Annotated in this window: 21 protein-coding genes; 10 read left to right on the forward strand and 11 right to left on the reverse strand. The window is 75.1% G+C overall.

What is annotated here, in order from left to right:
- Window positions 1-2: 2 nt before the first annotated feature.
- Window positions 3-587, reverse strand: a complete 585-nt coding sequence (locus FXF65_RS20120) for a Uma2 family endonuclease (protein WP_148351486.1) — start codon at window positions 585-587, stop codon at window positions 3-5.
- Window positions 588-930: 343 nt separating this feature from the next.
- On the opposite strand from FXF65_RS20120, the gene FXF65_RS20125 reads away from it, so the two are divergent.
- Complete coding sequence (locus FXF65_RS20125) at window positions 931-3,417, forward strand: sialidase family protein (RefSeq protein ID WP_148351487.1); 2,487 nt, start codon at window positions 931-933, stop codon at window positions 3,415-3,417.
- 216 nt (window positions 3,418-3,633) lie between these two features.
- Here FXF65_RS20125 and FXF65_RS20130 read toward each other — a convergent pair whose 3' ends face one another.
- From FXF65_RS20130 to FXF65_RS20140, 3 genes are all read right to left on the reverse strand, one after another.
- A complete protein-coding gene (locus tag FXF65_RS20130; RefSeq protein WP_148351488.1) occupies window positions 3,634-3,819 on the reverse strand; it encodes a hypothetical protein in 186 nt (61 codons plus the stop codon).
- Between the two features lie 127 nt (window positions 3,820-3,946).
- Window positions 3,947-5,803 (reverse strand): endonuclease/exonuclease/phosphatase, encoded by a 1,857-nt coding sequence (locus FXF65_RS20135; RefSeq protein ID WP_246198970.1) that lies wholly within the window; start codon window positions 5,801-5,803, stop codon window positions 3,947-3,949.
- A 75-nt stretch (window positions 5,804-5,878) separates the two neighbouring features.
- Window positions 5,879-6,070: a ferredoxin gene (locus FXF65_RS20140; protein WP_148351489.1), complete on the reverse strand. Its 192-nt coding sequence runs from the start codon at window positions 6,068-6,070 to the stop codon at window positions 5,879-5,881.
- Between the two features lie 158 nt (window positions 6,071-6,228).
- Between FXF65_RS20140 and FXF65_RS20145 the strand changes: the two genes are divergently transcribed.
- Entirely contained in the window at window positions 6,229-6,948 is a 720-nt protein-coding gene (locus tag FXF65_RS20145; protein ID WP_246198956.1) for a class I SAM-dependent methyltransferase, read from the forward strand.
- 25 nt (window positions 6,949-6,973) lie between these two features.
- Here FXF65_RS20145 and FXF65_RS20150 read toward each other — a convergent pair whose 3' ends face one another.
- From FXF65_RS20150 to FXF65_RS20175, 6 genes are all read right to left on the reverse strand, one after another.
- Window positions 6,974-8,101 (reverse strand): prenyltransferase, encoded by a 1,128-nt coding sequence (locus FXF65_RS20150; protein ID WP_148351490.1) that lies wholly within the window; start codon window positions 8,099-8,101, stop codon window positions 6,974-6,976.
- Window positions 8,091-8,852 (reverse strand): class I SAM-dependent methyltransferase, encoded by a 762-nt coding sequence (locus tag FXF65_RS20155; protein ID WP_187412418.1) that lies wholly within the window; start codon window positions 8,850-8,852, stop codon window positions 8,091-8,093. Before FXF65_RS20155 ends, FXF65_RS20150 begins: the two co-directional genes overlap by 11 nt.
- A gap of 72 nt (window positions 8,853-8,924) precedes the next feature.
- Complete coding sequence (locus FXF65_RS20160) at window positions 8,925-10,220, reverse strand: glycosyltransferase family 4 protein (RefSeq protein ID WP_246198958.1); 1,296 nt, start codon at window positions 10,218-10,220, stop codon at window positions 8,925-8,927.
- Between the two features lie 186 nt (window positions 10,221-10,406).
- A complete protein-coding gene (locus tag FXF65_RS20165) occupies window positions 10,407-11,666 on the reverse strand; it encodes a cytochrome P450 (RefSeq protein ID WP_148351492.1) in 1,260 nt (419 codons plus the stop codon).
- A gap of 190 nt (window positions 11,667-11,856) precedes the next feature.
- On the reverse strand, window positions 11,857-12,846 hold the full coding sequence (locus FXF65_RS20170; protein WP_246198960.1) for an MBL fold metallo-hydrolase: 990 nt from the start codon (window positions 12,844-12,846) through the stop codon (window positions 11,857-11,859).
- Window positions 12,847-12,972: 126 nt separating this feature from the next.
- Window positions 12,973-14,133 carry a steroid 3-ketoacyl-CoA thiolase gene (locus FXF65_RS20175; RefSeq protein WP_148351494.1) on the reverse strand — a complete coding sequence of 387 codons (1,161 nt, stop codon included), beginning with the start codon at window positions 14,131-14,133 and terminating at the stop codon, window positions 12,973-12,975.
- Between the two features lie 175 nt (window positions 14,134-14,308).
- Here FXF65_RS20175 and FXF65_RS43835 point away from each other — a divergent pair, with 175 nt between their 5' ends.
- The 8 genes from FXF65_RS43835 to FXF65_RS20215 all read left to right on the forward strand — a co-directional run bounded on the left by FXF65_RS43835 (window position 14,309) and on the right by FXF65_RS20215 (window position 21,960).
- Entirely contained in the window at window positions 14,309-14,716 is a 408-nt protein-coding gene (locus FXF65_RS43835; protein WP_187412406.1) for a hypothetical protein, read from the forward strand.
- Between the two features lie 200 nt (window positions 14,717-14,916).
- On the forward strand, window positions 14,917-15,918 hold the full coding sequence (locus FXF65_RS20185) for a 3-oxoacyl-ACP synthase III family protein (protein WP_148351495.1): 1,002 nt from the start codon (window positions 14,917-14,919) through the stop codon (window positions 15,916-15,918).
- 2 nt (window positions 15,919-15,920) lie between these two features.
- On the forward strand, window positions 15,921-16,673 hold the full coding sequence (locus tag FXF65_RS20190) for a glycosyltransferase family 2 protein (protein WP_148351616.1): 753 nt from the start codon (window positions 15,921-15,923) through the stop codon (window positions 16,671-16,673).
- Window positions 16,670-17,827 (forward strand): cytochrome P450, encoded by a 1,158-nt coding sequence (locus FXF65_RS20195; RefSeq protein ID WP_148351496.1) that lies wholly within the window; start codon window positions 16,670-16,672, stop codon window positions 17,825-17,827. The genes FXF65_RS20190 and FXF65_RS20195 overlap by 4 nt, the downstream gene beginning before the upstream one ends.
- A complete protein-coding gene (locus tag FXF65_RS20200; RefSeq protein WP_148351497.1) occupies window positions 17,824-19,344 on the forward strand; it encodes a class I adenylate-forming enzyme family protein in 1,521 nt (506 codons plus the stop codon). Before FXF65_RS20195 ends, FXF65_RS20200 begins: the two co-directional genes overlap by 4 nt.
- Complete coding sequence (locus FXF65_RS20205) at window positions 19,341-20,267, forward strand: NAD-dependent epimerase/dehydratase family protein (protein WP_148351498.1); 927 nt, start codon at window positions 19,341-19,343, stop codon at window positions 20,265-20,267. Before FXF65_RS20200 ends, FXF65_RS20205 begins: the two co-directional genes overlap by 4 nt.
- A gap of 49 nt (window positions 20,268-20,316) precedes the next feature.
- Window positions 20,317-21,069, forward strand: a complete 753-nt coding sequence (locus FXF65_RS20210) for a Clp protease N-terminal domain-containing protein (RefSeq protein WP_148351499.1) — start codon at window positions 20,317-20,319, stop codon at window positions 21,067-21,069.
- Window positions 21,070-21,099: 30 nt separating this feature from the next.
- Window positions 21,100-21,960: an alpha/beta fold hydrolase gene (locus FXF65_RS20215; RefSeq protein ID WP_148351500.1), complete on the forward strand. Its 861-nt coding sequence runs from the start codon at window positions 21,100-21,102 to the stop codon at window positions 21,958-21,960.
- 9 nt (window positions 21,961-21,969) lie between these two features.
- On the opposite strand, the gene FXF65_RS20220 is transcribed toward FXF65_RS20215, so the two are convergent.
- Entirely contained in the window at window positions 21,970-23,412 is a 1,443-nt protein-coding gene (locus FXF65_RS20220; RefSeq protein WP_148351501.1) for a PucR family transcriptional regulator, read from the reverse strand.
- Window positions 23,413-23,476 lie beyond the last annotated feature (64 nt).

Here is a 23,476-nt window from a genome sequence, read left to right on the forward strand (position 1 = left end):
CGTCAGTCCATCTCGGAGAGGCGGACCGGGTCGAACGCCATGGGGAACGGCCGGTCGAGCGCGACGGTCTCGCCGGAGCGCGCCTTGCCCGCCAGCTCGTAGCGGCCGTCCGCCAGTTCGAGCATCGTGATCAGGGGGCGCGGTTCGAGGTCGACGATCCAGTAGTGCGGGATGCCGGTGGCGGCGTACTCGTCCACCTTGTGGACGCGGTCGATCCGCTCGTTCACCGTGCGGGGCGTGACGACCTCGGCGACCAGGATGAGGTCGGGGCCGTAGTAGGTGCGGGTCCGGCGCTCCAGCGCGGCGCGGGCGACGTCGCGGCCCACGGCGAACACGTCCGGCTTGCGGACGCCCGCCGGGGTGGTGACGTCCTGCGGTGTCCCGGCGATGTGGACGTCGGCGCCCGCCTGCCGGGCCGCGTCCTTGAGGATGCCCCTGAGCTGCTCGGCGGCGTGGTCGTGCCACAGGTCGCCGGGCAGTTCGTGCAGCCAGCCGTCGGCGAGCTCGTGGCGGCGGCCGTCCTCGGGGAGCGCGTCGAGGTCGTACAGCGTGTACGGACCGTGCGCGCGGCCGAGCGTCCCGCCCATGATTCGTCCCCCCTCGGTCTGGGCCTTTTCCGAATCTAGCGGACGGACGTCCGGCCGGGCCGCAGGCTTGATCGCGCGTCGGGATGCGGGCAATGTCGCGAAAACCGAGGCGGCGGGCCGGGGCGGAGCGGGCGGGCCGCGCGGGTGCGGGCGGCCGCCCGCAGTCGTCCATATCCGGGGTTATGCCTATAAGGGGGTGATCGAGGCAAAAGATCAGTTACGTCGCCCTTGAAGTGATAGAACGCTCCCGCGGCCCCACCGGCCGCCGTTCACCCGGATGTCCGTGCGGACACCGGCGTGGCGCGATTTGATGGTGGTCCGACAGGACCGTGAAGGAGCGCGTGTGACGGCGAGGACCCCGGAGCAGGACGAGGCCCCGCGGAGCGCCGACGAGGGGCCGGGCGGCTCCCGCCGGGTCCGGCGGCGGCTGACCTTCGGCGTCGCCGGTGACCTCGCCGACATGCCCGCGGCGCTGTCGCCCTGGCAGCGCGCGTACGAGGCGTGGCGCGCCGCCGGGCTGTCCTGGGGCCACGGCGCGCCGCCGCGCGAGCCCGCCGCCGCCCGGCCGCGCGCCCCGCAGGAGCGCCCCGCCGTCCCGTCCGCGAAACCCGCTGGGAAACCGGCCGCGAAGCCCGCCGCGAAGGCGCGGCGGAAGGCGGCGGTCTCCGAGCCGGGGGACGTCCTGGTGGCCGGGCCGCCGCGCCCGCCGACGCCGCCGCTGATGCGGCGGCTGCGCTTTCGCGCCGCGATCGGTGTGACGCTCGTGCTGGGCGCCGCCTTCGTGGTCGTCGCCGTGTCCCAGGGCGAGGACGACGCCGCTCCCGGCCGTCCCGGCCTCCCGGCCCCGGTCGAGGCGGACGCGCTGTTCGCCGCCGACCCGGCCGCGGCGACGGACGGGCTCGTCCAGAGCCTCGCCGCGGTGGCCGCCGACGCCGGGACGCTGGTCGCCGCGGGTACCGAGGGCGACCCCGACCCGGGGCGGGAGCGGCCGCAGTTCCTCGTCTCCGCGGACGCGGGCAAGACCTGGTCGCTCGCCCGGATCCGCACGCAGGACGGCGCGATGCCCCCGCTCGGCGAGATCCCGTCCCACGTCGCGGGCGGCGGCGGCCGGTGGATGGCCGTCGGCCGGACGCCGAGCGGCGCCACCGTCGCCTGGACCAGCGCGGACGCCGAGACCTGGACGCGACTCCAGCCGTCCGCCGCCTTCAAGCCGACCGACCGGGTGAACGGCCTGGCCCGCACCGGCGGCGGCTTCGTCGCGGTCGGCGGCACGGCAGCCGGCCGGGCCGTCGTCTGGACCTCGCCGGACGGCCAGACCTGGCAGCGCGACGAGAGCCTCACGTGGATCGTCGGCCTCGACCGGGTGGCGTCGTCCGGCGGCGTGGTCGTCGCGCACGGGACGTATACGCGCAAGGTGACCACCAGGAAGGGCCGCAGGAAGGTCACCCGCACCGTGCGCGCCGAGGGTCTCTGGCGGTCCGCCGACGGGGGCCGCACCTGGACGGGCGTGAGCGTCCCGCAGGGGCAGGGCTCGTACGGGGAGACCCGGGGCCTCGCGGCCGGGCCGGGCGGCGGGTTCGCGACCGTCCGCGAGGGCAGGCGGACGACCGGCCCGAAGAAGCACCGCAGGACGGCCCGCTTCGGCGTCCTGTTCACCTCGCCGGACGGGCAGCGGTGGCAGGCCGTCAGCCGCTTCGGCGGCGGCGGGATCGAGCGGTTCGGCGGCGCGCCGTCCGGCCTCGCGGTCGTCGCGCGCGCCGCGAAGGGGTTCACGGTCCTGCGCAGCGGCGACGGGCGCACCTGGCAGCCGGGCGGCTCCGTGCCCGCCGGGGTGCGGACGAGCGCCGTCACGGTCGCGTCCGGCGGCGCGGTCGCGGTCGCGGGACGGCAGGGCGACGACGCCTACCTGTCCGGCGTGGACCTGCGGGGCGTGGCGGGCGCGGTCCGCGCGGAGCGGGCCGTCCGGGCGCTCGCCGCCGGTCCCGGCCGCGTGGTCGCGGTGGGCAGCACGAACGGCGGCGCGGCGATCTGGTCCGCGCCGGACGGGCGCGCCTGGACGCGGGCCGGGTTCCCCGCCACCGGCGGACGCCTCGCCGACGTCGTCCACGGGCCCAGGGGCTGGCTCGCGCTGGGCCGCACCGCCGCGTCCGGGCCGCTGGCGATGACGTCCCAGGACGGCGCGTCCTGGCAGAAGGCGGCCTTCCCCGCCGGACCGGCGCCGCTAGCGGTGGCGGCCGGCCCGTCCGGCTACGTCGCGGTCGGCGCGCGGGCGGCGTGGCGCTCGTCCGACCTCGCCGCCTGGAGGTCCGCCCGCCTCGACGGCGTCGCCACCGCCGTGACCCTGGCCGCCGACAAGTACGTGGCGGTCGGCGGCAAGGGTGCGGGACCCGCCGCCTGGACGTCACCGGACGGCCGCGCCTGGACCCCGGCGAAGCTCCCGGAGGGACTCACCGGCCGCCTCACCCGGGTCGCCGCGCGCGGCGGCGTCCTCGTTGCGATCGGCGCGGGCGACGCGCCGCTGGTGTCCGCCGACGGCGGGACGACCTGGACTCCGCAGGTCCTCGGCGCGGGCCTCGTTCCGACGGCCGTCACCGCGACGCCGGGCGGCTTCGTCGCCGCCGCGGCCACGCCGGAGGGGGACGCGGTGGTGCTGGCGTCCGCGGAGGGCGTGTCCTGGCGCCGCCTCCAGGTGCCGGGCCTGTCCGGTCGGGGCGACCGGCGGCTCACCGCGCTGACCGCGATGGACGCGGGCGTGCTGGCCACCGGGACGACGACGGACGGCGGGCGCACGGAGGCGCCGATGCTCTGGCAGGCGCGAATCCCGGGTTAGCGTTCAGCCGTTTCAGCCGTTGCAGCCGCAGGAGCAGCCCTTCGGGCACGAGCAGCCGTTGCCATGTCCGCAACTACAGTCTTTTTTCGTCATGAGCGGAAAGTAACCTCTGTCGCACTTTGGGGTCTATGCCCGGTGGCGCGACGGGGACCTGTCGCGGGGGACACGGGCCGCCCCGGGGCGGGGAGTTCGAGACGGCCCGTGACCTGCCCGCGGCTAGGCGCGGATGTGGAGGTCCACGCCCAGCAGCACCAGGAACCAGAGGAAGATCGCGAGCAGTGCGCTGCCCACGTGGCGGAGCAGGCTCACGTTGATGTAGCCCCGGTCCCAGGCAACGAACAGACCGATGATGATGTATATGAGGCCGACCAAGCTGATGTGAGGCCGGTATCGGGTCGCCATAACGGCGCTCCTCCCGTCGGGGGGTGCGACGTCCGCTGAGGTGCCCGGCTGGCCGACAGGAAAACGCGAGCCTTATTCAGGACTGGGCCTTGATGTCGTTTAGGGCGCGTCCGAAACTCGGGAGCCCCTATTTCCCGTCCATGTCGACGCGGACGACCGTGGGATCGTGGTCGTCGGCCCGGTCGGCGAACTCGGCGGCGCGGTGCACGATGTCGAACTCGTGCGGGCGCCTGCGCAGCGACGGGCTGAGCAGGACGTGGTCGAGCGTCTCGGAGCCGCCCGCCGTCACCGCCGTGTACCGGTCGCCCGCGGGCAGCCCGGCCGGGAGGTCGGTCAGCCCGGCGCCGGACGCCAGCGTCCGCACCGGCGCGGACGTCTCCGCGTCGTTCAGCTCGCCCGCGACGATCACCATCGCGTCCGGGTCCGCCTTCCGGACGGACCGCACGAACCCCGCCACCACCCGCGCCTGCGCCTCGCGCCGCCACAGCGTCGGCCGGGACGGCGGCTGCCGGCGGCCGAACGCCGGGTCGTCGTCGGCGGTCCTCGGATACCACTGGTTCGCGATCACGATGAGGGGACGGCCCCGCCACCGCAGCTCCCCGGCGAGCGGCTTGCGGGCGCCCGCCCACGCGGCGTTCCCGGGCGCGATCCGGCCGGGGCTGAGCGACAGCGCGACCGCGCCGTCCCGCCGGACGGCCGCGACCGGCGTGACGGCCGGATCGGGCCCCGCGGGCGGCGGGTCGTCGGCGAGCGGCTCCGCCGGGGCGGGACGGTCCACGAACGCGAGCCCGCGGTCGGTGCGGAACAGGAACCCGAGCCGCCGGTTGTCGCCCTTCGCGCCGCCGTCGGCGTTGTCGCGCGGGGCCACCGAGCGCCAGTCGTAGGCGGGGCCGCCCGCCGCGCTGATCGCGGTGATCAGCTGCGCGACGGTCTGGTCGGCGGTGACGGTGCCGTCGTCGTCCGGGCCGCTGTTGTCGCCGAGCCCGACCGCCACGACCAGGTCGGGGGAGCGCAGGCCGGCCACGATGTCGGCGGCGAGGTCGGTGAACCGGTCCGGCGGCGAGTCGGGGTTCAGGCCGCCGAGCCCGGCGGTGCCGACCGCCAGCTCGCCGGGGCGCTGCGCCCGCGTCGTCTCGCGGGACGGCCCGGCGGCGGCGCGCCGCGGCGTCGCGGCGAGCAGCAGGTGGTAGTCGCCGAAGGCGTAGTCGAGGACGCCGTCGTTCGGGCCCGGCAGCCGGTCGCCGACGTCCATCGCGGGCAGCGGGGCGAGCGCGTCGTCGAGGACGATCCGCGCCGGGTTCGCGCCGCCGTCATGGGCGGGGACGCCGCCGCGCGCCGTCCGCGGCCCGGCGCCCGCGCCCGCCGCGGGCAGCACCGGGACCTCGCCGTCGCGGGACGGCCCGGCCGCCACCGCGTCCCGCACCTCGACCCGCATGCCTTCGAGGGACTCGTAGAAGTCGAGCGCCGCGCGGCGCGGGTCGAACGCGCGGCCCTTCTCCACGTCGCCGCGCGGCCCGTCGATCACGCGGCCAGGCGGGCGCCGCCCGCCGGGTCCGAGCACGACGGGCGCGGGCAGCGGCACGCCGTGCGCGGTGACGGCGGTCGCGGAGGCGTCGATCTCGGTGCGGGTCAGCCCGCGGGACGCGGGGCCGCCGGGACGGAACTCGGCGACCCGCCCGTCCACCCGGACGGCGTCGCCGACCGCCGCGCGGGGCCGCGTCCGGGTGAACACGAACACGCCCTCGGACGTCGCGTCGCTCCGGTCGGGGCGCGGGTCCTGCATCCAGAACCCGTTGCCGGTCAGCGCGGTCACGACGCCCGGGACCCCGGTGACGGCCGAGCCGGTCAGCGGGGAGACGTGGGCCGCGCCCTGGACGTCCCTGATCCGGACGACGCCGGGCGGGGCCGCGGCGTGGGCCACGGGCGCCGCGGCGAGGGGCGCGACGAGGGCGGCGGCGGCCAGGACCGTCCCGAGACCGTGCACCAACCGCGCTCCATGACAACCTCGGACTCCGACAGGACGAGAAGGATGATACGCGCGGGCGGGCCGGCGGGCGCGTCACTCGTCGAGCGTCAGCGCGGCCTTCGGGCACGAGCGGACGGCGTGGCGGACGCGGTCGGCCTCCCCGGGCGGGACGTCCGGCCGGAGGATCCGGAGCTCGTCGTCGTCGTCGAGGTCGAAGACCTCGGGCGCGAGCCCGACGCACACGGCGTTCGCCTCGCACACCAGCGGGTCGACCCGTACTCTCATCGCTTCTTCTCCGTTCCGGGACACCGTGCCCGCCAACCTACCGAACCGGGTTCGGGGCGCGCGCCGACCGCAAAAGTAGAACACGTTCCAGTCTGCTCGGGCAAGGCTCGCGCCGCACCGGACGATCTCGGATATGGTGCCCGCACGGAGGGAGATCGATGACCGACACCGAGGCGTCCGCCGGTCCGGGGACGACCGGCCGCCCCATTCCCGCGATGCCGTCCGACCTGCTGCGGGCCGCGCGCTACGCCAAGGGCTTCATGCCCCACGACGAGGGGCTCGCCCTGTACGAGGCGGGCGTCGAGTACGCGGCCCGGCGGCCCGCCGCCGGGCCGATCCTGGAGGTCGGCTCGTACTGCGGCAAGTCCGCCGTCTACCTGGGCGCCGCCGCCAGGGCCGCCGGGACGGTCGTCGTCACCGTCGACCACCACCACGGCTCGGAGGAGAACCAGGCGGGCTGGGAGCACCACGACCCGTCCCTCGTCGACCCGCGCACCGGGCGCATGGACACCCTCCCCACGTTCCGCAAGACGATCGCCGCCGCCGGTCTGGAGGACGAGGTCGTCGCCGTCGTCGGCCAGTCCCGCACCGTGTCGGCCTTCTGGCGGACGCCCCTCGCCGTCCTGTTCATCGACGGCGGCCACGCCGAGGAGCACGCCCAGGGCGACTACGAGGGCTGGGCGCCGCACGTCGCGGTCGGCGGGGCGCTCGTCATCCACGACGTCTTCCCCGACCCGGCGGACGGCGGCCGACCGCCGTACCACGTGTATCTGCGGGCGCTCGCGAGCGGCGCGTTCGAGGAGCGCCGCGCGGTCGGGTCGCTGCGCGTCCTGCGGCGCGTCGCCGACGCCGACCCGCTGGCGCGGCCGTCCCGCTAAAACCGTGCCCGCCGGTGCCGTCCCGCTAGAGCCGGGTGCGGACCGGGTCGGCCACCGAGACCAGCGCGCACCCGCAGGCGACCGGGTCGGACGCCTCGCACGGCCCGAGCGGACGCCCGGCGATCTCCTTGAACAGCCGCGCCCCGGGCGAGGCGTCGGCCAGCGCGTCCGCCGCGAGGACGACCGCCGCCGCCGTGTAGGTGGAACGGTCCCCGGGGAAGTGGCGGCGGTTCTCGAACTGCCAGCCCGTCCAGTAGGAGCCGTCCTCGTGCCGCAGGTGCTGGATGGTCGCGAACAGCTCCAGGGCGCGGTCGCGGTCGCCCGAGGCGTCCAGCGCGAGCACCAGCTCGCAGCTCTCCGCCGCCGTCACCCACGGCTGGTCGGACACGCAGCGGCAGCCGAGCCCGGGGACGACGAACGCGTCCCACCGCTCGGCGAACCGCTGCGCCGCGTCCGCGCCCCGGACGGGCCCGCCGAGCACCGGGTAGTACCAGTCCATCGACCAGCGGCTCTTGTCGGCGAACGCCTCCGGGTGCGCGGCCACCACGTGGCCGAGCTGGTCGGCGGCGAGCTCCCACTCCGGCTCCGGCTCGCCGAGGTGCTCGGCCAGCGCGACCGCGCAGCGCAGCGACTGGTAGATGGACGAGCACCCGGTCAGCAGCGCGTGGTCGGACGGCGCGCCGTCCTCGTGCCGGATCCAGATGACCTCGCCGCGCCGGGTCTGCAGGCCGAGCGTGAAGTCGATCGCCCGCCGCACCGCGGGCCACATCCGGCGCGCGAAGCCGTCGTCGCCGGTCATCACCAGTTCGTGCCAGACGCCGACCGCGGCGTAGGCGGCGTGGTTGGACTCGCCGCCCGGCTCCGTCACCGCGCCGAGGACCCATTTCGCGGGCCACGAGCCGTCCGGCCGCTGGACGCCGCGCAGCCACTCGTACGCCCGCCGCGCGTGCTCGCCGAGCCCGGCGACGCGCAGCGCCATCGCCGCCTCGACGTGGTTCCAGGCGTCCACGTGCCCGGGGACGCCCGCCGTCGGCGCGAACCACGGGATCGCGCCGGACGGCTCCTGCTGCGCCGCGATGCTGCGGGCCGTCGCGACGACGTCGTCCCGTGACAGGACGCCCGGGACCGCCGGCGGGCCGGTCTCAGCCCGCATCCGCCGTCTCCCTGGCCGGGTCGGCGGCCGTCCCCGGCGCCGCGGGCTTGGCGAAGTAGACGACGACGCTCTTGCCGATCAGCGGGTTCAGGGCGCGCTCGGCCAGCCGGGTGGCGCGCGGGCGCTTCATGATGTCCCAGACGAGGAGCCGGTGATAGGCCTTGGCGAGCGGGTTCGCGTCGTCGTTCACGCCGACCGCGCACTTGATCCACCAGTAGGGCGCGTGCAGGCCGTGCGCGTGGTGGTGGCCGCCGACCCGGAACCCGATCGACTTCAGCTTGGCCTCCAGCTCGGCGCGCGTGTAGATCCGCACGTGGCCGCCGGGGGCGGTGTGGTAGTCCTCCGACAGGGCCCAGCACACCCGCTCGGGCAGCCAGCTCGGCACCGTCACCGCGAGCTTCCCGCCGGGCTTCAGGACGCGCAGCAGCTCGCGCATCGCGCGCATGTCGTCCGGGATGTGCTCCAGCACCTCCGAGGCGACGATCGCGTCGAAGTGGTCGTCCGGGAACGGCAGGTCGAGCGCGTCGCCCTGGACCGTCTCGGCGGACGCCTCCGCCGGGACCTCGCCTTCGAGGCGCATCGCCCCGAACATCTTCTCCACGCCGGACAGCTCGCCGGCGTCCTGGTCGAAGGCCACGACGTGCGCACCCCTGCGGTACAGCTCGAAGGCGTGCCGTCCGGCGCCGCATCCCATGTCGAGGACGCGGTCTCCCGGGGCGATGCGGAACCGCTGGAAATCCACGGTCAGCAGGGTCGTGCTCCTTCCATGCCGGGGGCGCCGGGGCGGCGTCCCCTCCCTTGCCCTTGCGGCCGTCGCTCGCCGTTACTCGGCTTCGCGCGCGAGCCGCAGGTAGTTCGCCTGGGCGACGGCGGCCCGGTAGTGCTCGACGGTGGCCTTCGCCACGGCCGGCCACGCGAACCGCTCCTGGACGCGGGCGAGCCCCGCGGCGCTCGCGCGGGCCCGCTCGGCGGCGTCGTCGTGCAGCCGCCGCAGCGTCGCGGCCAGTTCCTCGGCGTCGCCCGGCTGGACGAGCACGCCCGCGTCGCCGACGACCTCGGGCAGCGCCCCGGCGCGGCTCGCGACGAGCGGCGTCCCGGACGCCATGTGCTCCACGGCGGGCAGCGAGAAGCCCTCGTACCGGGACGGCACCACGGCGATCTCCGCCGACGCCATCAGCTCGCCGAGCTCGTCGTCGCTGATCCCGCTGACGAACCGGACGCGCTCGCCGAGCGCCAGCTCGCGCACGAGCTTCTCGGTCGGGCCGTCCTTTTGCGGGCGGCTGACGACGATGACGTGCACGTCGCGCTCGGTGGCGAGCTTTGCGACCGCGCGCAGCAGCACGTCCACGCCCTTGATCGGCGCGTCCGCGCTGGCCATCGCGACGATCCGGCCCGGCGTGCGCTCGCCGCGCGGGTGGAAGATCCGGGTGTCGACGCCGAGCGGCAGGATGTCGATGTCGCGCGGGTCGACCTTGAAGTCCTTGACGATGTCGACCTTGGACGACTCCGACACCGTCAGCACCGGCCCGATCCGCCGCGACACCTGCGACTGCATCGCGACGAACCCGTACCAGCGGCGCTTGCCGAGCTTCTGCTTGACGCCCCGCGCCGCCTGGATGTCGATCCGCCGGTCGACGCTGATCGGGTGGTGGATGCTCGTGACGAGCGGCAGCCCGAGCCGGGGGATGCCGAGGTTGCCGAGCCCGAGGACCTGGTTGTCGTGGACGACGTCGAAGTCGCGCCGCCTCCGCCGCAGCTCGCGCAGCACCCGCAGGCTGAACGTCAGCGGCTCGGGGAAGCCGCCGGTCTTCATGTGCGCGAATTCGAGCACGTCGACCCAGTCGCGGAACTCGCCGAGGGACGGGGTGCGGAACGGGTCCTCGTCCCGGTACAGGTCGAGGCTCGGGATCTTGGTGAGGACGATGCCGTCGCGGTCGAGCTCCGGGTACGGCTGCCCGGACAGCACCTCCACCGCGTGCCCGAGGTCGGCCAGCTCCCGGCTCAGGTGCCGGAGGTAGACGCCCTGGCCGCCGCAGTGCGGCTTGCTCCGGTACGACAGCAGGGCCACCCGGAGCGGTCCGCCCGGCTCGCCCGCCCCATCCACGTCGGTCCCCCGCACGCACCGCTCCCGTCAGTCGGGGGACGCCGGGGCGCACGCGCACCGGCATCACCCAGATGCCGTTGATGAAACTAGACCTTAGCCACCGTACGTTACCGCTGAGTCAATATTGGGTGGTGCGTCCAGGAGTGTTCCGAAGAGCACACCGCGCCTGACTCTTCCCGTTCAGGACGGGGTGAAGCGGATTCAGGACGGGGTGAAGCGGACCGGCAGCTCCTTGAGGCCGTTGACGAAGTTCGACCGGAGCCGCCGGGGCTCGCCCGCGGGGGCGATGTCGGGCATCCGGTCCAGGATCGTCTCGAAGATGATCTTCAGGTTCATCCGGGCGAGGTGGGTGCCGAGGCAGAAGTGCGGGCCGCCGCCGCCGAACCCGAGGTGCGGGTTCGGGTCGCGGCCGACGTCGAAGGAGAACGGGTCGTCGAACACGCGCTCGTCGCGGTTGGCCGAGCCGTAGAACAGGACGACCTTGTCGCCCGCCTTGATCTCCTCGCCGCCGAGTTCGACGTCGGAGAGGGCCGTCCGGCGGAACTGGTTGATCGGGCTCACCCAGCGGACGATCTCCTCGACCGCCGCGGGCAGCAGGCTCCGGTCGGCGCGCAGCCGCTCCCACTGGTCGGGACGCTCGAAGAACGCCTGCATGCCGCCCGCCGTCGCGGTCCGGGTCGTCTCGTTCCCGGCGATGCCCAGCATGATCACGAAGAGCGCGAACTCCTCCTCGCTGATCCGGTTGCCGTCCGCGTCCGGGGTGAGGAGCTTGGTCACGATGTCGTCGCGCGGGGTGGACTCGCGGGCGCGGGCCAGCTCGCCCGCCCAGCCCGCGAACTCGGCGGCGCAGATCTGCGACTCGGTCCGGTCGCCGATGTAGTCGGGGTCGTTGAAGGCGACCAGCTTGTTCGACCAGTGGAAGACCTTCGCCCGGTCCTCAAGGGGCGCGCCGAGCAGCTCGCAGATCGTGTAGAGCGGCAGCGGGGCGGCGAAGTACTCGACGAAGTCGCACTCGCCGAGCGGGGCGGCCTCGTCGATCAGCCTGTCGCAGATCTCGCGGATGTGGTCCTGGAGCTTGCCGATCATGCGCGGGGTGAAGCCCTTGTTGACCATGGAGCGCAGGCGGGTGTGGTCGGGCGGGTCCTGGAACAGCATCATCTGGCCGTAGAGGGCGATGTCCTCGTCGGTGAACTCCTCGAACATCGCCGTCCGCGCGTGGGAGGAGTACGGGTCGGCGCGCCGCGACACCTGCACCACGTCCTCGTGCCGGGTGATCGCCCAGAACCCCGGCACCCCCTCGTTCGGATCCCGGTGCCAGTGGACGGGGTCGTTGTCGCGCAGCCACTGGAACTGCCGGTGCGGGATCCCGCCGCGCTCGTACACGCCCGGATCGATGACGTCGATCTCCGGAGCGCGGAACGGCCGCGTGGCGGAGGCGGTGGACGTGGCGACAGCAGCCATGGAAGACCCTTCGTGCCGGGGTGGGGGACCGTGCGCGGCGGTCTTTGACTGAGCGCTTGCTCGGTCCCCGCGGACCTAGAACAGGTTCTAACATGAGACTGGAGTCTCATCAAGGGTCCAGCGGCCCGAGTGACCCGGGTCGCACCCGTCTCTCACCTCGCCGTGTGGGCCCCGTTCCGGGGCGAGCCGGTCAGCGCAGGACGTACCGGAGCGGGTCGTCGGTCCCGTCGCGGCGCGCGATCCCGCGCGTCTCCAGCGTGCGGAGGTGCGCGGCGGCCTCGGCGGCGGCCATCCGGCGGGACTGCCGCGACATGTCCGCCCAGGGGTGCCGCCAGGTGAGCCCGGCGGTGAGGTCCCACAGCGTGATCGGACGGGCCGACAGCAGCGCCGCCACCTCCGCGAGCCGCTCCTCGTGGTGATCGATGATCTCCCGGGCGCGGCCGGCGAGGCCGTTGAAGCGGTACTGGTGGGCGGGCAGGACCTCGTCCGCGGACATCGCGGAGACCTTGTCGAGCGAGCCGAGGAAGTCGCTCAGCGGGTCGACGTCCGGGAAGTCGTAGGGGTAGAGGCCGATGTGCGGGGTGATGCGCGGCAGGACGTGGTCGCCGGTGAAGATGCGGTCGCCGTCCTCCAGGTGGAGGCAGATGTGGCCGGGGGAGTGGCCGGGCGTCCAGATGACGCGGAGCCTGCGGCCGGGGAGGTCGACGAGGTCGCCGTCGGAGACCTCGCGGTCCGGCAGCGCGGGCGGGGAGACGCGCGGGCCGTCGGCGCGGTCGGCCGGCTCCGACTCGGCGGCCCCGGCGCGGCGCAGCGCGGTCAGCTCGAACTCGCGCCGCCCGCCCTGCCCGGCGGACCGGAACAGCTTGACGATCCCGGCGTCCGCCGGGTGCATGGCGATCCAGGCGCCGGACGCCTCGCGGACGCGCCCCGCGAGCCCCGCGTGGTCGGGGTGGTAGTGCGTGACGACCACGCCGCGGACGTCGGCGACGTCGATCCCGAACGCCGCGAGCCCGCCGTGCAGAGCGCTCCAGGCGTCCTCGTGCTGCCAGCCCGCGTCGATCAGGACGGGCCCGCGCGGGCTCTCCAGCGCGTACACGAGCGTGTAGGCGAGCGGGTTGTCCGGGATGGGGACTGGGACGCTCCAGAGTCCGCCGCCGAGGTCTTCGGGTTCCGGCTGCAAGGAGACCGCCTTTCGCGCCGGGTGCTTCGGCGCCGGTGGGATCGGGGCCCCGGTGACCATACCCGGAGCGCGGACGGGGCCCAGGGGGCGTCCCCCTGGGCCCTTTCGGGATCGCGACGCGGCGCGTCAGACCCGTTCGAGGATGGTGGCCGTGGACAGCGCGCCGCCCGCGCACATGGTGATCAGCGCGGTCCCGGCGTCGCGCCGCTCCAGTTCGTGCAGCGCGGTCGTGATCAGCCGCGCGCCGGTGGCGCCGACCGGGTGGCCGAGCGCGATCGCGCCGCCGTTGACGTTGACGCGGTCCATGTCCGGCCCGTGGACGGACGCCCAGGACAGCACGATCGACGCGAACGCCTCGTTGATCTCGGTGATGTCGATGTCGCCCATCGCCATCCCGGACCGCTGGAGCACGCGCTCGGTCGCCTGGACGGGGCCGTCCAGGTGGTAGTACGGCTCGGCGCCGACCAGCGCCTGCGTCCTGATCCGGGCGCGGGGACGCAGCCCGAGCGCGCGCGCCTTCTCCTCGGACATCAGCACGACGGCGGCGGCCCCGTCCGAGATCTGGGACGAGGTGCCCGCCGTGTGCAGCCCCTCGGGGCCGAGCACGGGCTTGAGCTTGCCGAGCCCCTCGGCGGTCGTCTCCCGCAGCCCCTGGTCGCGGGTCACTTCGCGTGTCTCGCCGGTCGGGTCGCCTTCGGCGTCCAGGACGGGCGCGGTGATCGGGGCGACCTCGCGGTCGAAGCGGCCGTCCGCCCACGCCTTGGCGGCGAGCTGCTGCGAGCGGGCGCCGAACGCGTCGAGGTCGGCACGGGTGACGCCGCGCCGGGCGGCGATCCGCTCGGCGGCCTCGAACTGGTTCGGCATGTCGATCGACCAGTCGTCCGGACGCGGGTTCGCGGGCAGCACGTTGCTGCCGAGCGGTGCACGGCTCATCACCTCGACGCCGCAGCCGATGGCGACGTCCACGACCCCGGCCGCGATCTGGGCCGCCGCGAGGTGGACGGCCTGCTGCGACGACCCGCACTGCGCGTCGAGGGTGGTCACGCCCGCCTGCCAGGGCAGGCCCGCGTACAGCCAGGCGTAGCGGCCGAGGTGCCCGCCCTGCTCGCCCGCCTGCGTCACGCAGCCCGCGAAGACCTGCTCGACCTCGGCGGCGTCGACGCCGGAGCGGTCGACGGCGGCGGTCAGCGCGTGCGCGAGGACGGCCATCGGCTTCAGACCGGCCAGCACGCCGCCGCGCTTCCCGAGCGGCGTGCGCACCGCCTCGACGATCACCGGGGTTCCCATGCGGTCTCCTTCTAGAACGCGATTCAGCTTCGACCGTAGCCCGCGCCCGGTCCGCGCGGCGGCCCCGGTCCCGGAGAGCAGGACGGAAGAGGCCCCGGAGCGCACGGGCCGGAGGAACCGTCCGGAGCGTCGACTAGCCTGGGGATCCTGACCGCCCCCCGCGCCGGAGACCCTCATGGCCGCAGACTTCGACGAGCCCGTGTTCGACGACGATTTCGTCCGGAGCGCCGCGTTCACCGAGCCGTCCGCGCTCGAACGGGCCCGGCCGCCGAGCAGGCGCGAGCGGCGCCGCTCCCGCCGGGCCGCGCGCCGCACCGGGCTCGGCGGCGGCGGCCGATTCCGGCGGCGCCGCCGCGGCCGCCGCGGCCGCCGCGACCGCGACCCGAGCTACCGCCGGGCCGTGGTCCAGCTGGTCGGCGGCCTGCTCGTGCTGTTCGCGATCTCGTTCGCGCTGTGGTGGTGGAACTCGGCGGCGCGGGACGAGCAGCCGGTGCGCCCGGTCGTCCCGACGATCACCGACACGCCGCCGTCGCCCGCGCCGACGACCGCGAAGCCGTCCCCGTCGGCCATCCCGGAGGTCTAGCCGTATCCGCCCTGACCGGGTGCAATGCCTCATATGGGATGAGTGGTAGTACTCACGGCAAAGTCGGGTACAACGCCCGACCTCGGTTCCGTAGGGTCGCCCTGTCCGGGGCGTCGCGGGTCGGCGAGGCTGGCCGTCCACGGAGCACGAGGAACCGGGGAGAGCCCAGCCATGAAAGCCCCAGCCATGAAAGCCCGGCCATGAGGGCCCGCATCACCGCCGTCGCGGCGCACCTGCCCGCGCGGACGGTCACCAGCGCCGAGGTCGAGGCGCGGGTCGCGGCCGAGAGCGGCGGCTACCGGCCGCGTCCGACGATCGTCGAGCGGATGACCGGGATCCGGGCGCGGCACGTCATGGCGGACGGCGAGCAGGCGTCCGACCTCGCCGCCGCGGCGGCCCGGCGGGCGCTCGCCGAGCGCGGGACGCGGCCCGAGGGCCTCGACCTGATCGTCTTCGCGTCCGCGTCACAGGACCTGATCGAGCCCGCCACCGCGCACATCGTCGCCGCGAAACTCGGCGCGACCTGCCCGGTGTTCGACGTCAAGAACGCCTGCAACAGCTTCCTCAACGGATTGCAGGTGGCGGACGCGCTGATCCGCACCGGGCAGCACGAGCGGGTGCTGGTGTGCACGGGGGAGAGCCCGTCGCGCGCGGTCCGGTGGAAGGTGCGCGACCGGGCGCAGTTCGCGGACGCCTTCGCGGGCTACACGCTGTCCGACGCGGGGGCCGCGATGCTCGTCGAGGCGTCCCCGGACGGCGGGATCTTCTACCGCGACTTCGCCGCCGTCTCCACCGCCTGGCCGGTCGGAACGCTCCCGGCGGGCGGCTCGATGCGTCCCCGCGACCTCGACGCCACCTACTTCAGCGGGGACGGGCGGCGGCTCCGCGACGTGTTCCTCGCGGCGGGCGCGGAGATCTTCACGACCGCGCTGCACAAGACCGGCCTGACCTGGGACGACTTCGCCGTCGTCGCCGTCCACCAGGTGACGGTGCCGTATCTGGAGCTGCTGCGGACGGTCCTCGGCGTCCCGGCCGACCGGCTCGTCGTGACGCTGCCCGAGCACGGCAACACGGCGTCGGCGAGCCTGCCGCTCCAGCTCGCCGCCGCCCGCGCGGACCGGCGCTGCGGCCCCGGCGACCGCGTCGCGCTGATCGGGCTGGCGGGCGGCGTCAGCCTCGGCGTCGTGTTCGCGGAGCTGTGAGCATGCGCCTGTGGGTCGTCGTCCCCGCCTACGACGAGGAGCGCTCGATCGGCGCGACGCTGCGCCGCCTCGCCGAGCAGACCGACACGGCGTTCACGCTGGTCGTCGTCGACAACGGCAGCACGGACGGGACGGCGCGGGTGGTCAAGGAGTTCGCCGCCGGGGACGTTCCGTTCGACGTGCGGATCGTCGGTGAGCCGGAGAAGGGGACGGGCGCCGCCGCCGACACCGGCGTCCGGCACGCGATCGCCGCCGGGGCGACGCACGTGGCGCGCACCGACGCCGACTGCCTCCCGGACCCGGGCTGGGTCGCGGCGGTGAAGCGCGCGTTCGGCGACGGGCTTGAGCTGGTGTCGGGCCCGCTGCTGCCCCGGACGGACGAGTTCCCGCTGAAGTTCTGGGAGCGCCGCCTGCTGCCCGCCGTGATCCGGGTCGCCGCGCTGTTCGGCCGGTTCCGTCCCGGCAACCAAGACCCGCTCTACCTCGGCCCGTACGTGATGATGCCGGGCTGCAACCTCGCCATCACCGCCGACCTGTACAAGCGGTCGGGCGGGTTCCCGCGCACGCGGATCGAGGACGTCCACGAGGACCGCGCGCTGGTCAACCGCGTCCGCTACGTGACCGGCGCCTACGGCCTGCGCGACGACGTCACCGTCTACGGCTCGGTGCGGCGGCTGCGGGCGTACGGCCTGGTCAGGACACTCGGCTGGTACGCCGACCACCGCTACCGCCCGCCCGTCGTGGACATCCGGTGACGCCCCCGGACTGGGAGCGCCGCCTCTACCTGGCCGCGCATCCGTTCGCGTACCCGCTGCTGCGCGCGGCGGCCCGGCGCGGGCCGATCGTCCGCGTGCCGGGGGTCGGGGTCGTCGTCAACGACGCCTCGCTGGCGCGCGGGATCCTCATGGACGGCGAGACCTTCCGCAAGGACGGGCCCGGCTCGCCCGGCGAGCTGTGGACGCCGGTGCTGGGGCCGTCCGTCCTGCTCAACATGGAGGGGGACGCGCACCGGGCGCTGCGGCGGCGGCTCACCGAGCTGTTCGTCCCGTCGTACACCGAGGCGCTGTGCGCCCGCGTCCTGGACGAGCCGCTCGACCGGCTCGCGGGCCGGCTCAGCGGCGGCGGCGTCGACCTCGTGGACGCCGCCCGCGTCATGGCGGGCGCCGTGATCGGCGAGGTCATCGGCCTGGACGCGCGGACCGATGCCTCCTACCGCGACCTGTTCGAGCAGGGCGAGCGCGTCGTGTCTTCGGTGTCGCTGCGGACGCGGCGGCTCTCCCCGCCGCAGGTGCGGAAGGCCCGCGCGGTGCTCGACCCGCTGGGCGACATCGCGGCTAAGGCGTACGCGGCGGGCGACGAGTCCACGGTGATGGGACGCATGCGGGCCCTCGGCCTGTCCGAGGACGAGGCGCGCGGCGCCGCCGGAGCGTTCTTCCTGACCGGCACCGAGACCGTCGCGACGCTGCTGCCCCGCCTGTTCGCCCTGCTCATCGACCACGGGCAGCTCGCCCGCGTGGCCGCCGAGCCGAGCCTGCTCGACCGGGCGGTCGAGGAGGCGATGCGGGTCGCGACGCCGACGCCGGTGATGCTGCGGAGCGTGCACCGTCCGGCGGCGGTCGGCGGCGTGGCGGTCCGGCCGGGGGAGCGGGTGCTGATCGCGACGCACAACTGCTGCCGCGCGCTCGGGCCGTTCGACCTCGACCGTCCGCACCCGCCGGAGCTGCGGCGGCTGTGGTTCGGCGCGGGGCCGCACTTCTGCATCGGGTATCCGCTGGCCATGGCCGAGATCCGGCGGGTCGCCCGGACGCTCCTCGCCGCCGCGCCCCTCGTCGTCACCCGTCGCGCGGCGGCACGCGGCGTCCTCATCCCGACCTACCGGGAACTGGTCGTGCGGAAGGGGGCCGCGTGACGCTCGTCCGGCGGTTGCTCGACCAGGGGGCGCGGACGCCGCGCGCCGTCGCGCTCGTCTCCGGGGACGGAACGCGGCTCACCTACGGCGAACTGCGGCGGCAGGTGCTGGCCGTCCGGCACGGGCTGCTGGCGCGGGGTCTCGCGCCCGGTGACGCGGTGCTGTTCTCCGTGCGGCCGTCGCCGGAGGCGCTCGTGCTGGCGCTCGGCGTGGTCGCGGCCGGGGGCGTGGTCGTGTTCGCCGACCCGGGGGCCGGGCCCGAGATGTTCGCCGCGCGGCTGCGGCTGGCGCGTCCGCGCTGGTCGGCGGCCGAGTCGGTGCTCTACGCGGGCAGCCGGCTGCGGCCCGTCCGGGCGTACGCGCGGCGGCGCGGGCTGCTGCTCCCGAACCTCGCCGCGCTGCGGGGACCGGACGAGGACGCCATGCGGCACGTGTACGTCGGGCGCCGTCTCCCCGGCGTGCCGCGCGGCGCGCTGCCGTTCGCGCGGCTGGCGCGCGGCCCCGCGCCGGAGCCGGACCGCGACTCCGACCCCGACGCGCCCGCCGCCGTGATCTTCACGTCGGGGACGACGGCCGCGCCGCGCGCCGTCGTCCACACGCAGGCGTCGCTCGCGGCGGCGCTCGACCTGTTCCGGACGCGGCTGCCGCTCGGGCCCGGCGACGTCGTCCACACCGACCAGCTCATGCTCGGGCTGCCGACGCTGATCGCGGGCGCGCGCTGGTCGATGCCGCCGATGTCCTGCCCGCCCGCCGAGTTCGCGCGGCTTTTGGAGGAGCGGGGCGCGACGCACACCTTCTGCGTTCCCGTCCATCTCGCGGAGATCCTGGACGCCGTGCCCCAGTTGCCCGAGTCGCTGCGGTACGTGCTGCTCGGGGCCGCGCCCGCGCCCGCCGCGATCCTGCGCCGGGCGCTGCGGGCCGCGCCGTTCGCGGAGGTCCTGTCGGTGTACGCGATGACGGAGATCCTGCCGGTGGCGATCGCGTCGGCGGAGGAGAAGCTCGCGCACACCGGCCCCGGCGACCCGGTCGGCGCGTTGCTGCCCGGCGTCGGCGCGCGGCTCGCGGACGACGGCGAACTCCTGCTGTCCGGCCCGAACCTGTGCCGCGGCCACCTCGGCGCCGATCCGCTGCCCGAGCTGCCGACCGGCGACCTCGCCCGGCTGGACGGCGGCCGACTCGTCCTCACCGGACGCAAGAAGGACATGCTGATCCGCGGCAAGTTCAACCTGTACCCCGGCCTGTACGAGCCGTCGATCGCCGCTCTGCCCGGCGTCGCGGAGGCGGCGATCGTCGGCGTCCCCGACCCGCGGACCGGGGACGAGGAGGTCGTCCTCGCCGTCGTCCCCCTGGCAGTGAGCGACTCCGGCGACCTGCCGGACCGGCTCCATCGCGCCCTCCCCGGCGTCATCGACCACGACGCCCTCCCGGACCGGATCGTCGTCCTGGACGCCCTGCCCCGCTCTGGCCGCACCCGAAAACTCGACCGCGACCGCCTCCGCGAGCTGGTGCGACTGTGAGGATCGCGGTGACCGGGGCGTCCGGGTTCGTCGGCGGGACGGTGTGCCGGGCGCTCGCCGCCGAGGGCGTCACGGCGTTCGCGTTCGGCCGCCGTCCGGCCGTGGACCCGGCGCATGTCGGAGGCGCCGCCTACCGTTCGTGGGATCTGACGCGCGGCCCGCTCCGCGACGCGCCGAACGTGGACGCGGTGATCCACTGCGCGGGGAGCGTCACCGACTGGGGCCCGCCCGCCGGGATGTTCGCCGCCAACCTGACCGGCACCCGGCATGCGCTCGCGTCGTTCCCCGGCGCGCGGTTCGTGCACGTCAGCACGGCCAGCGTGTACGATCCGTCCCGGCCGAGCGTGCTCGCCGCCGAGGACGAGGCGCCGGTCGCCCGCTACCCGACCGCCTACGCCGCGTCGAAGGCCGCCGCGGAGCGGGCCGCCGCGGCGCGCGGCGCGGTCGTGCTGCGGCCGCACGCGGTGTACGGGCCGGGCGACACGACGCTGCTGCCGCGCGTCCTGGCGGCGGTGCGCGGCCCGGTCCTGCCCGCCGCCGGGACAGGGCGCCAGCGCGTCAGCCTCACCTCCGTCGGCAACCTCGCCCGCGCCTGCCTGCTCGCCGCGACCGGGCCGGTGGACTCGGGCGTCTTCAACGTCGCGGACGCGGCCCCGGTGACGATCGACGACGCGCTCCGGGAGATCCTCCGCGAGCGGGGCGTCCGGGCGCGCCCCTTGTACGTGCCCGCCGGGATCGCCCGGCCGCTCGCGGCCGTCACGGAAGGCGTGTTCCTGCTCGCGCGCCGTCCCGACCCGCCGCGCCTCACCCGCTACGCGGTCGGCCACCTGGCCTTGGAGCGCACGCTCGACATCACGGCGGCGAGGACGGTCCTCGGCTACGACCCGGCGCCCACGTCGTTCGCCGGAGCGGTGGACTGGTAATCGTCAACCTCGGGTTGACGATCGAGAGGCGTCAACCTATGGTTGACGCATGACGGAATCCACCGAATCCACCGAATCCAGCGGACCCGCGCAGCCCGTCCAGCTCCGCCTGGACGACCTGATCAACACGATCAAGAAGGTCCACTCCGACGCGCTCGAACAGCTCACCAGCGCCGTGCTCGCCGCCGAGCACCTGGGCGAGGTCGCCGACCACCTCATCGGCCACTTCGTCGACCAGGCCCGCCGGTCCGGGGCGTCCTGGACGGACATCGGCAAGAGCATGGGCGTGAGCAAGCAGGCCGCGCAGAAGCGGTTCGTCCCGAAGGGCGAGACCTCGGACCTGGACCCGTCGCAGGGCTTCTCCCGCTACACCGCCCGCGCCCGCGAGGTGGTCATGGGGTCGATGAACGAGGCGCACGCCGCCGGGAACGCGCAGATCACGCCCGCGCACCTGGTCCTCGCGCTGCTCGGCCACCCGACCGCGATCGGCCCCAAGGCGATCACCGCGCAGGGCGTCCTGCTGGACACCGTCCGCCAGGTCGCGACCGCCGCGCTCCCGCCCGAGGTCGAGGACGTCCCGGAGATGGTCCCCTTCGACCAGGCCGCGAAGAAGGTCCTGGAACTGACGTTCCGCGAGGCCCTGCGCCTCGGCCACAACTACATCGGGACGGAGCACCTCGTCCTCGCCCTGCTGGAGTACGAGGACGGCACGGGCGTCCTGTCCGAGGCGGGCGTCGACAAGGCGGCGGCGGAGGAGACGATCGTGGCGGAACTGAAGAAACTCGCCGACATGGAGGGATGAGTTCCGGGCGCCAGCGTGGTCTGCACCCGTATGGAGAGAATCATCGAGGCCAACGGGGTGGAGCTGTGCGCCGAGACGTTCGGGGACGCCGCCGACGCCCCCGTCCTGCTCATCGGCAACACCATGCTCACCTGGCCGGACGGGTTCTGCGCGCGCCTCGCCGCGCTGCGCAGGCTCGTCGTCAGGTACGACCTGCGTGACACGGGGCGGTCCGCGACCGTTGATCCCGAGGCCCCCGGCTACACGCTGCGCGACCTCGTCGCGGACGCGGCCGGGGTCCTCGACGCGCACGGGCTGCCGTCCGCGCACGTCGCGGGGTTCGGGGTCGGCGGCTGGATCGCCCAGCTCCTCGCCCTGGACCACCCGTCCCGCGTCCGCACCCTCACGCTGGTCGGGACCCGTTCCACCGCGCCCGGCCCCGCCGACGCCGACCTGCCCGAGCACGCGCCCGAGCTGATGGCCCACATTATGAACCCGCCCAAGGTCGACTGGGGCGACCGGGCGTCCGTGGTCGCGTTCATGGTGGAGAGCGCGCGGCACCTCGCCGGGCCGTCCTTCGACGAGGCCGAGGTGCGGAAGAACATCGAGCGGATCTGCGACCGGACGCCCGTGCCCGGCGACCCCGGCAAGGCGCACCGCGCGAACCAGATGGCGACCGCTTTCGCCGCGCTCGACGCCGGGCCGCGCTGGCGGGAGCGGCTCGGTGAGATCACCGCGCCGACCCTGGTGGTCCACGGCGAGGACGACCCGTTCTTCCCGCTCGGCAACGGCCGCGCCCTCGCCGCCGAGATCCCCGGGGCCGAGCTGCTCACGCTGCCCGGCACCGGGAACGAGCTGCCGCGCCGGGTGTGGGACGAGGTCGTCCCGGCACTGCTGCGGCACACGTCCTGACCGGCTGGGTCAGCCGACCTGGAGGGCCAGGAAGAAGTCGACCCGGTCCTCCGGGCGGGACAGGTCGCGGCCGGTCAGCTCCTCGATCCGCCGGATCCGGTAGCGGACGGAGTTGACGTGCAGGTGCAGCTCGGCGGCGCAGCGCGTCCACGAGCCGGAGCAGCGCAGGAACGTCTCCAGCGTCCGGACGAGATCGGCGCCGTGCGTCCGGTCGTAGGCGTTCAGCGGGCCGAGGAGGCGGCGCCGGAACATCCGCCGGACATCGTCCGGGACGCTCGCCAGCAGCAGCACGTGCGTGGCCAGCTCGTCGTGCCGGACGACCCGCACCGGCCCCGGCCGGGTGGCCGCGAGCCGCCGCGCGTAGCGGGCCTCCTCCACCGCGCCGCGCAGCCCGGCGGCGGGCACGACGTCGCTGATCCCGGCCGCGATCCCGGCGGCGGGCAGGCCGGGGGCGAGGGCGTCGAGGCCGTCCCGGACGTCGGCCGCGACGTCGCGTCCCCCGGACGGCACCAGCGCCATGGCCTCGCCGTCCAGGAACCCCACCGCCGGACGTGAGCCGGAGAGGATCTCGACGAGCACGGCGCGCAGGTCGTCCGGGCCGAGCCCGCCCGACGCGGCGACCGCGACGAAGCCGGAGCCGGGGTCCAGCCCGGCGCGTTCCAGGGGCGGCGCGTCGCCGGTGGCCGCCGCGGTCACGACCTCCTGCGCGACCCGGGCGTCCATGCTCAGCCGCGACCGTTCCAGCGCGACGATCGCGGCCAGTTCGGAGATCAGCGTGCGGCGCTCGGCGGGCCAGTCGGCGGCGTCGCCCTCGGAGGCGACGAACCAGTCCGCGGCGCGCGGCCCGTCCGCGACCGGGACGAGCGACAGGTCGTGGGCGCGCACGTGGTGCGGCAGGCGCGGCGCGGCGAGGAACGCCCGTGCGAGGCCCGCCGGGTCGGGCGGCCGCGGCCCGGCCACGACCCGCCCGGTGGCGGCCAGGACGTGGCAGTGCCCGACCAGGTCGAGGACGGCGTCGAGGCCCGTCCCCTCGACGAGGCGGCGGTGCCGGTCCAGGACGTCCGCGAGGTCGGCGGCGCGGGCGCGCGACAGCAGCCGGACGACCTCCTCGGTGATCGTCGCGAACGCCACGTCCTCGGAGACCTTGAACAGCGGCAGGCGGTGGCGGCGGCACGCCTCGACCAGGTCGTCCGGGATGGCGCCGAGCGCGAGGTCCCACGCGGCGAGGCCGGACACGCCCGCGCCCGCGAGCGCCCGGACGAACGTCTCCGAGTCGGCGGGGCCCGTCCGCCACACGAGCCCGGTGAGGACGAGTTCCCCGCCGCGCAGGTAGCGGCCGGGGTCGAGCAGGTCGGTGGTGACGACCCAGCGGATCGGCCGGTCCAGCTCGTCCGCCCCGGTCACGACCTCCAGCCGCAGTCCGGGCATCGCGAGCAGGGCACGCAGCCTCATATGGAGAAACCTACAAAAGGGAACGGCGGGCGGAGGTCACAGTTCGGACGTCCTGCGTCTCGAC

The sequence above is a fragment of the Actinomadura syzygii genome (assembly GCF_008085905.1).
Taxonomy (GTDB): domain Bacteria; phylum Actinomycetota; class Actinomycetes; order Streptosporangiales; family Streptosporangiaceae; genus Spirillospora; species Spirillospora syzygii.

Coding starts and splice junctions, on each gene's coding strand:
- FXF65_RS43835 (WP_187412406.1), top strand. CDS start 14,309: ATGGCCGCAGACTTCGACGAGCCCGTGTTCGACGACGATTTCGTCCGG.
- FXF65_RS20130 (WP_148351488.1), bottom strand. CDS start 3,819: ATGGCGACCCGATACCGGCCTCACATCAGCTTGGTCGGCCTCATATAC.
- FXF65_RS20145 (WP_246198956.1), top strand. CDS start 6,229: ATGACCGACACCGAGGCGTCCGCCGGTCCGGGGACGACCGGCCGCCCC.
- FXF65_RS20190 (WP_148351616.1), top strand. CDS start 15,921: ATGCGCCTGTGGGTCGTCGTCCCCGCCTACGACGAGGAGCGCTCGATC.
- FXF65_RS20175 (WP_148351494.1), bottom strand. CDS start 14,133: ATGGGAACCCCGGTGATCGTCGAGGCGGTGCGCACGCCGCTCGGGAAG.
- FXF65_RS20165 (WP_148351492.1), bottom strand. CDS start 11,666: ATGGCTGCTGTCGCCACGTCCACCGCCTCCGCCACGCGGCCGTTCCGC.
- FXF65_RS20120 (WP_148351486.1), bottom strand. CDS start 587: ATGGGCGGGACGCTCGGCCGCGCGCACGGTCCGTACACGCTGTACGAC.
- FXF65_RS20140 (WP_148351489.1), bottom strand. CDS start 6,070: ATGAGAGTACGGGTCGACCCGCTGGTGTGCGAGGCGAACGCCGTGTGC.
- FXF65_RS20220 (WP_148351501.1), bottom strand. CDS start 23,412: ATGAGGCTGCGTGCCCTGCTCGCGATGCCCGGACTGCGGCTGGAGGTC.
- FXF65_RS20185 (WP_148351495.1), top strand. CDS start 14,917: ATGAGGGCCCGCATCACCGCCGTCGCGGCGCACCTGCCCGCGCGGACG.
- FXF65_RS20150 (WP_148351490.1), bottom strand. CDS start 8,101: ATGCGGGCTGAGACCGGCCCGCCGGCGGTCCCGGGCGTCCTGTCACGG.
- FXF65_RS20215 (WP_148351500.1), top strand. CDS start 21,100: ATGGAGAGAATCATCGAGGCCAACGGGGTGGAGCTGTGCGCCGAGACG.
- FXF65_RS20210 (WP_148351499.1), top strand. CDS start 20,317: ATGACGGAATCCACCGAATCCACCGAATCCAGCGGACCCGCGCAGCCC.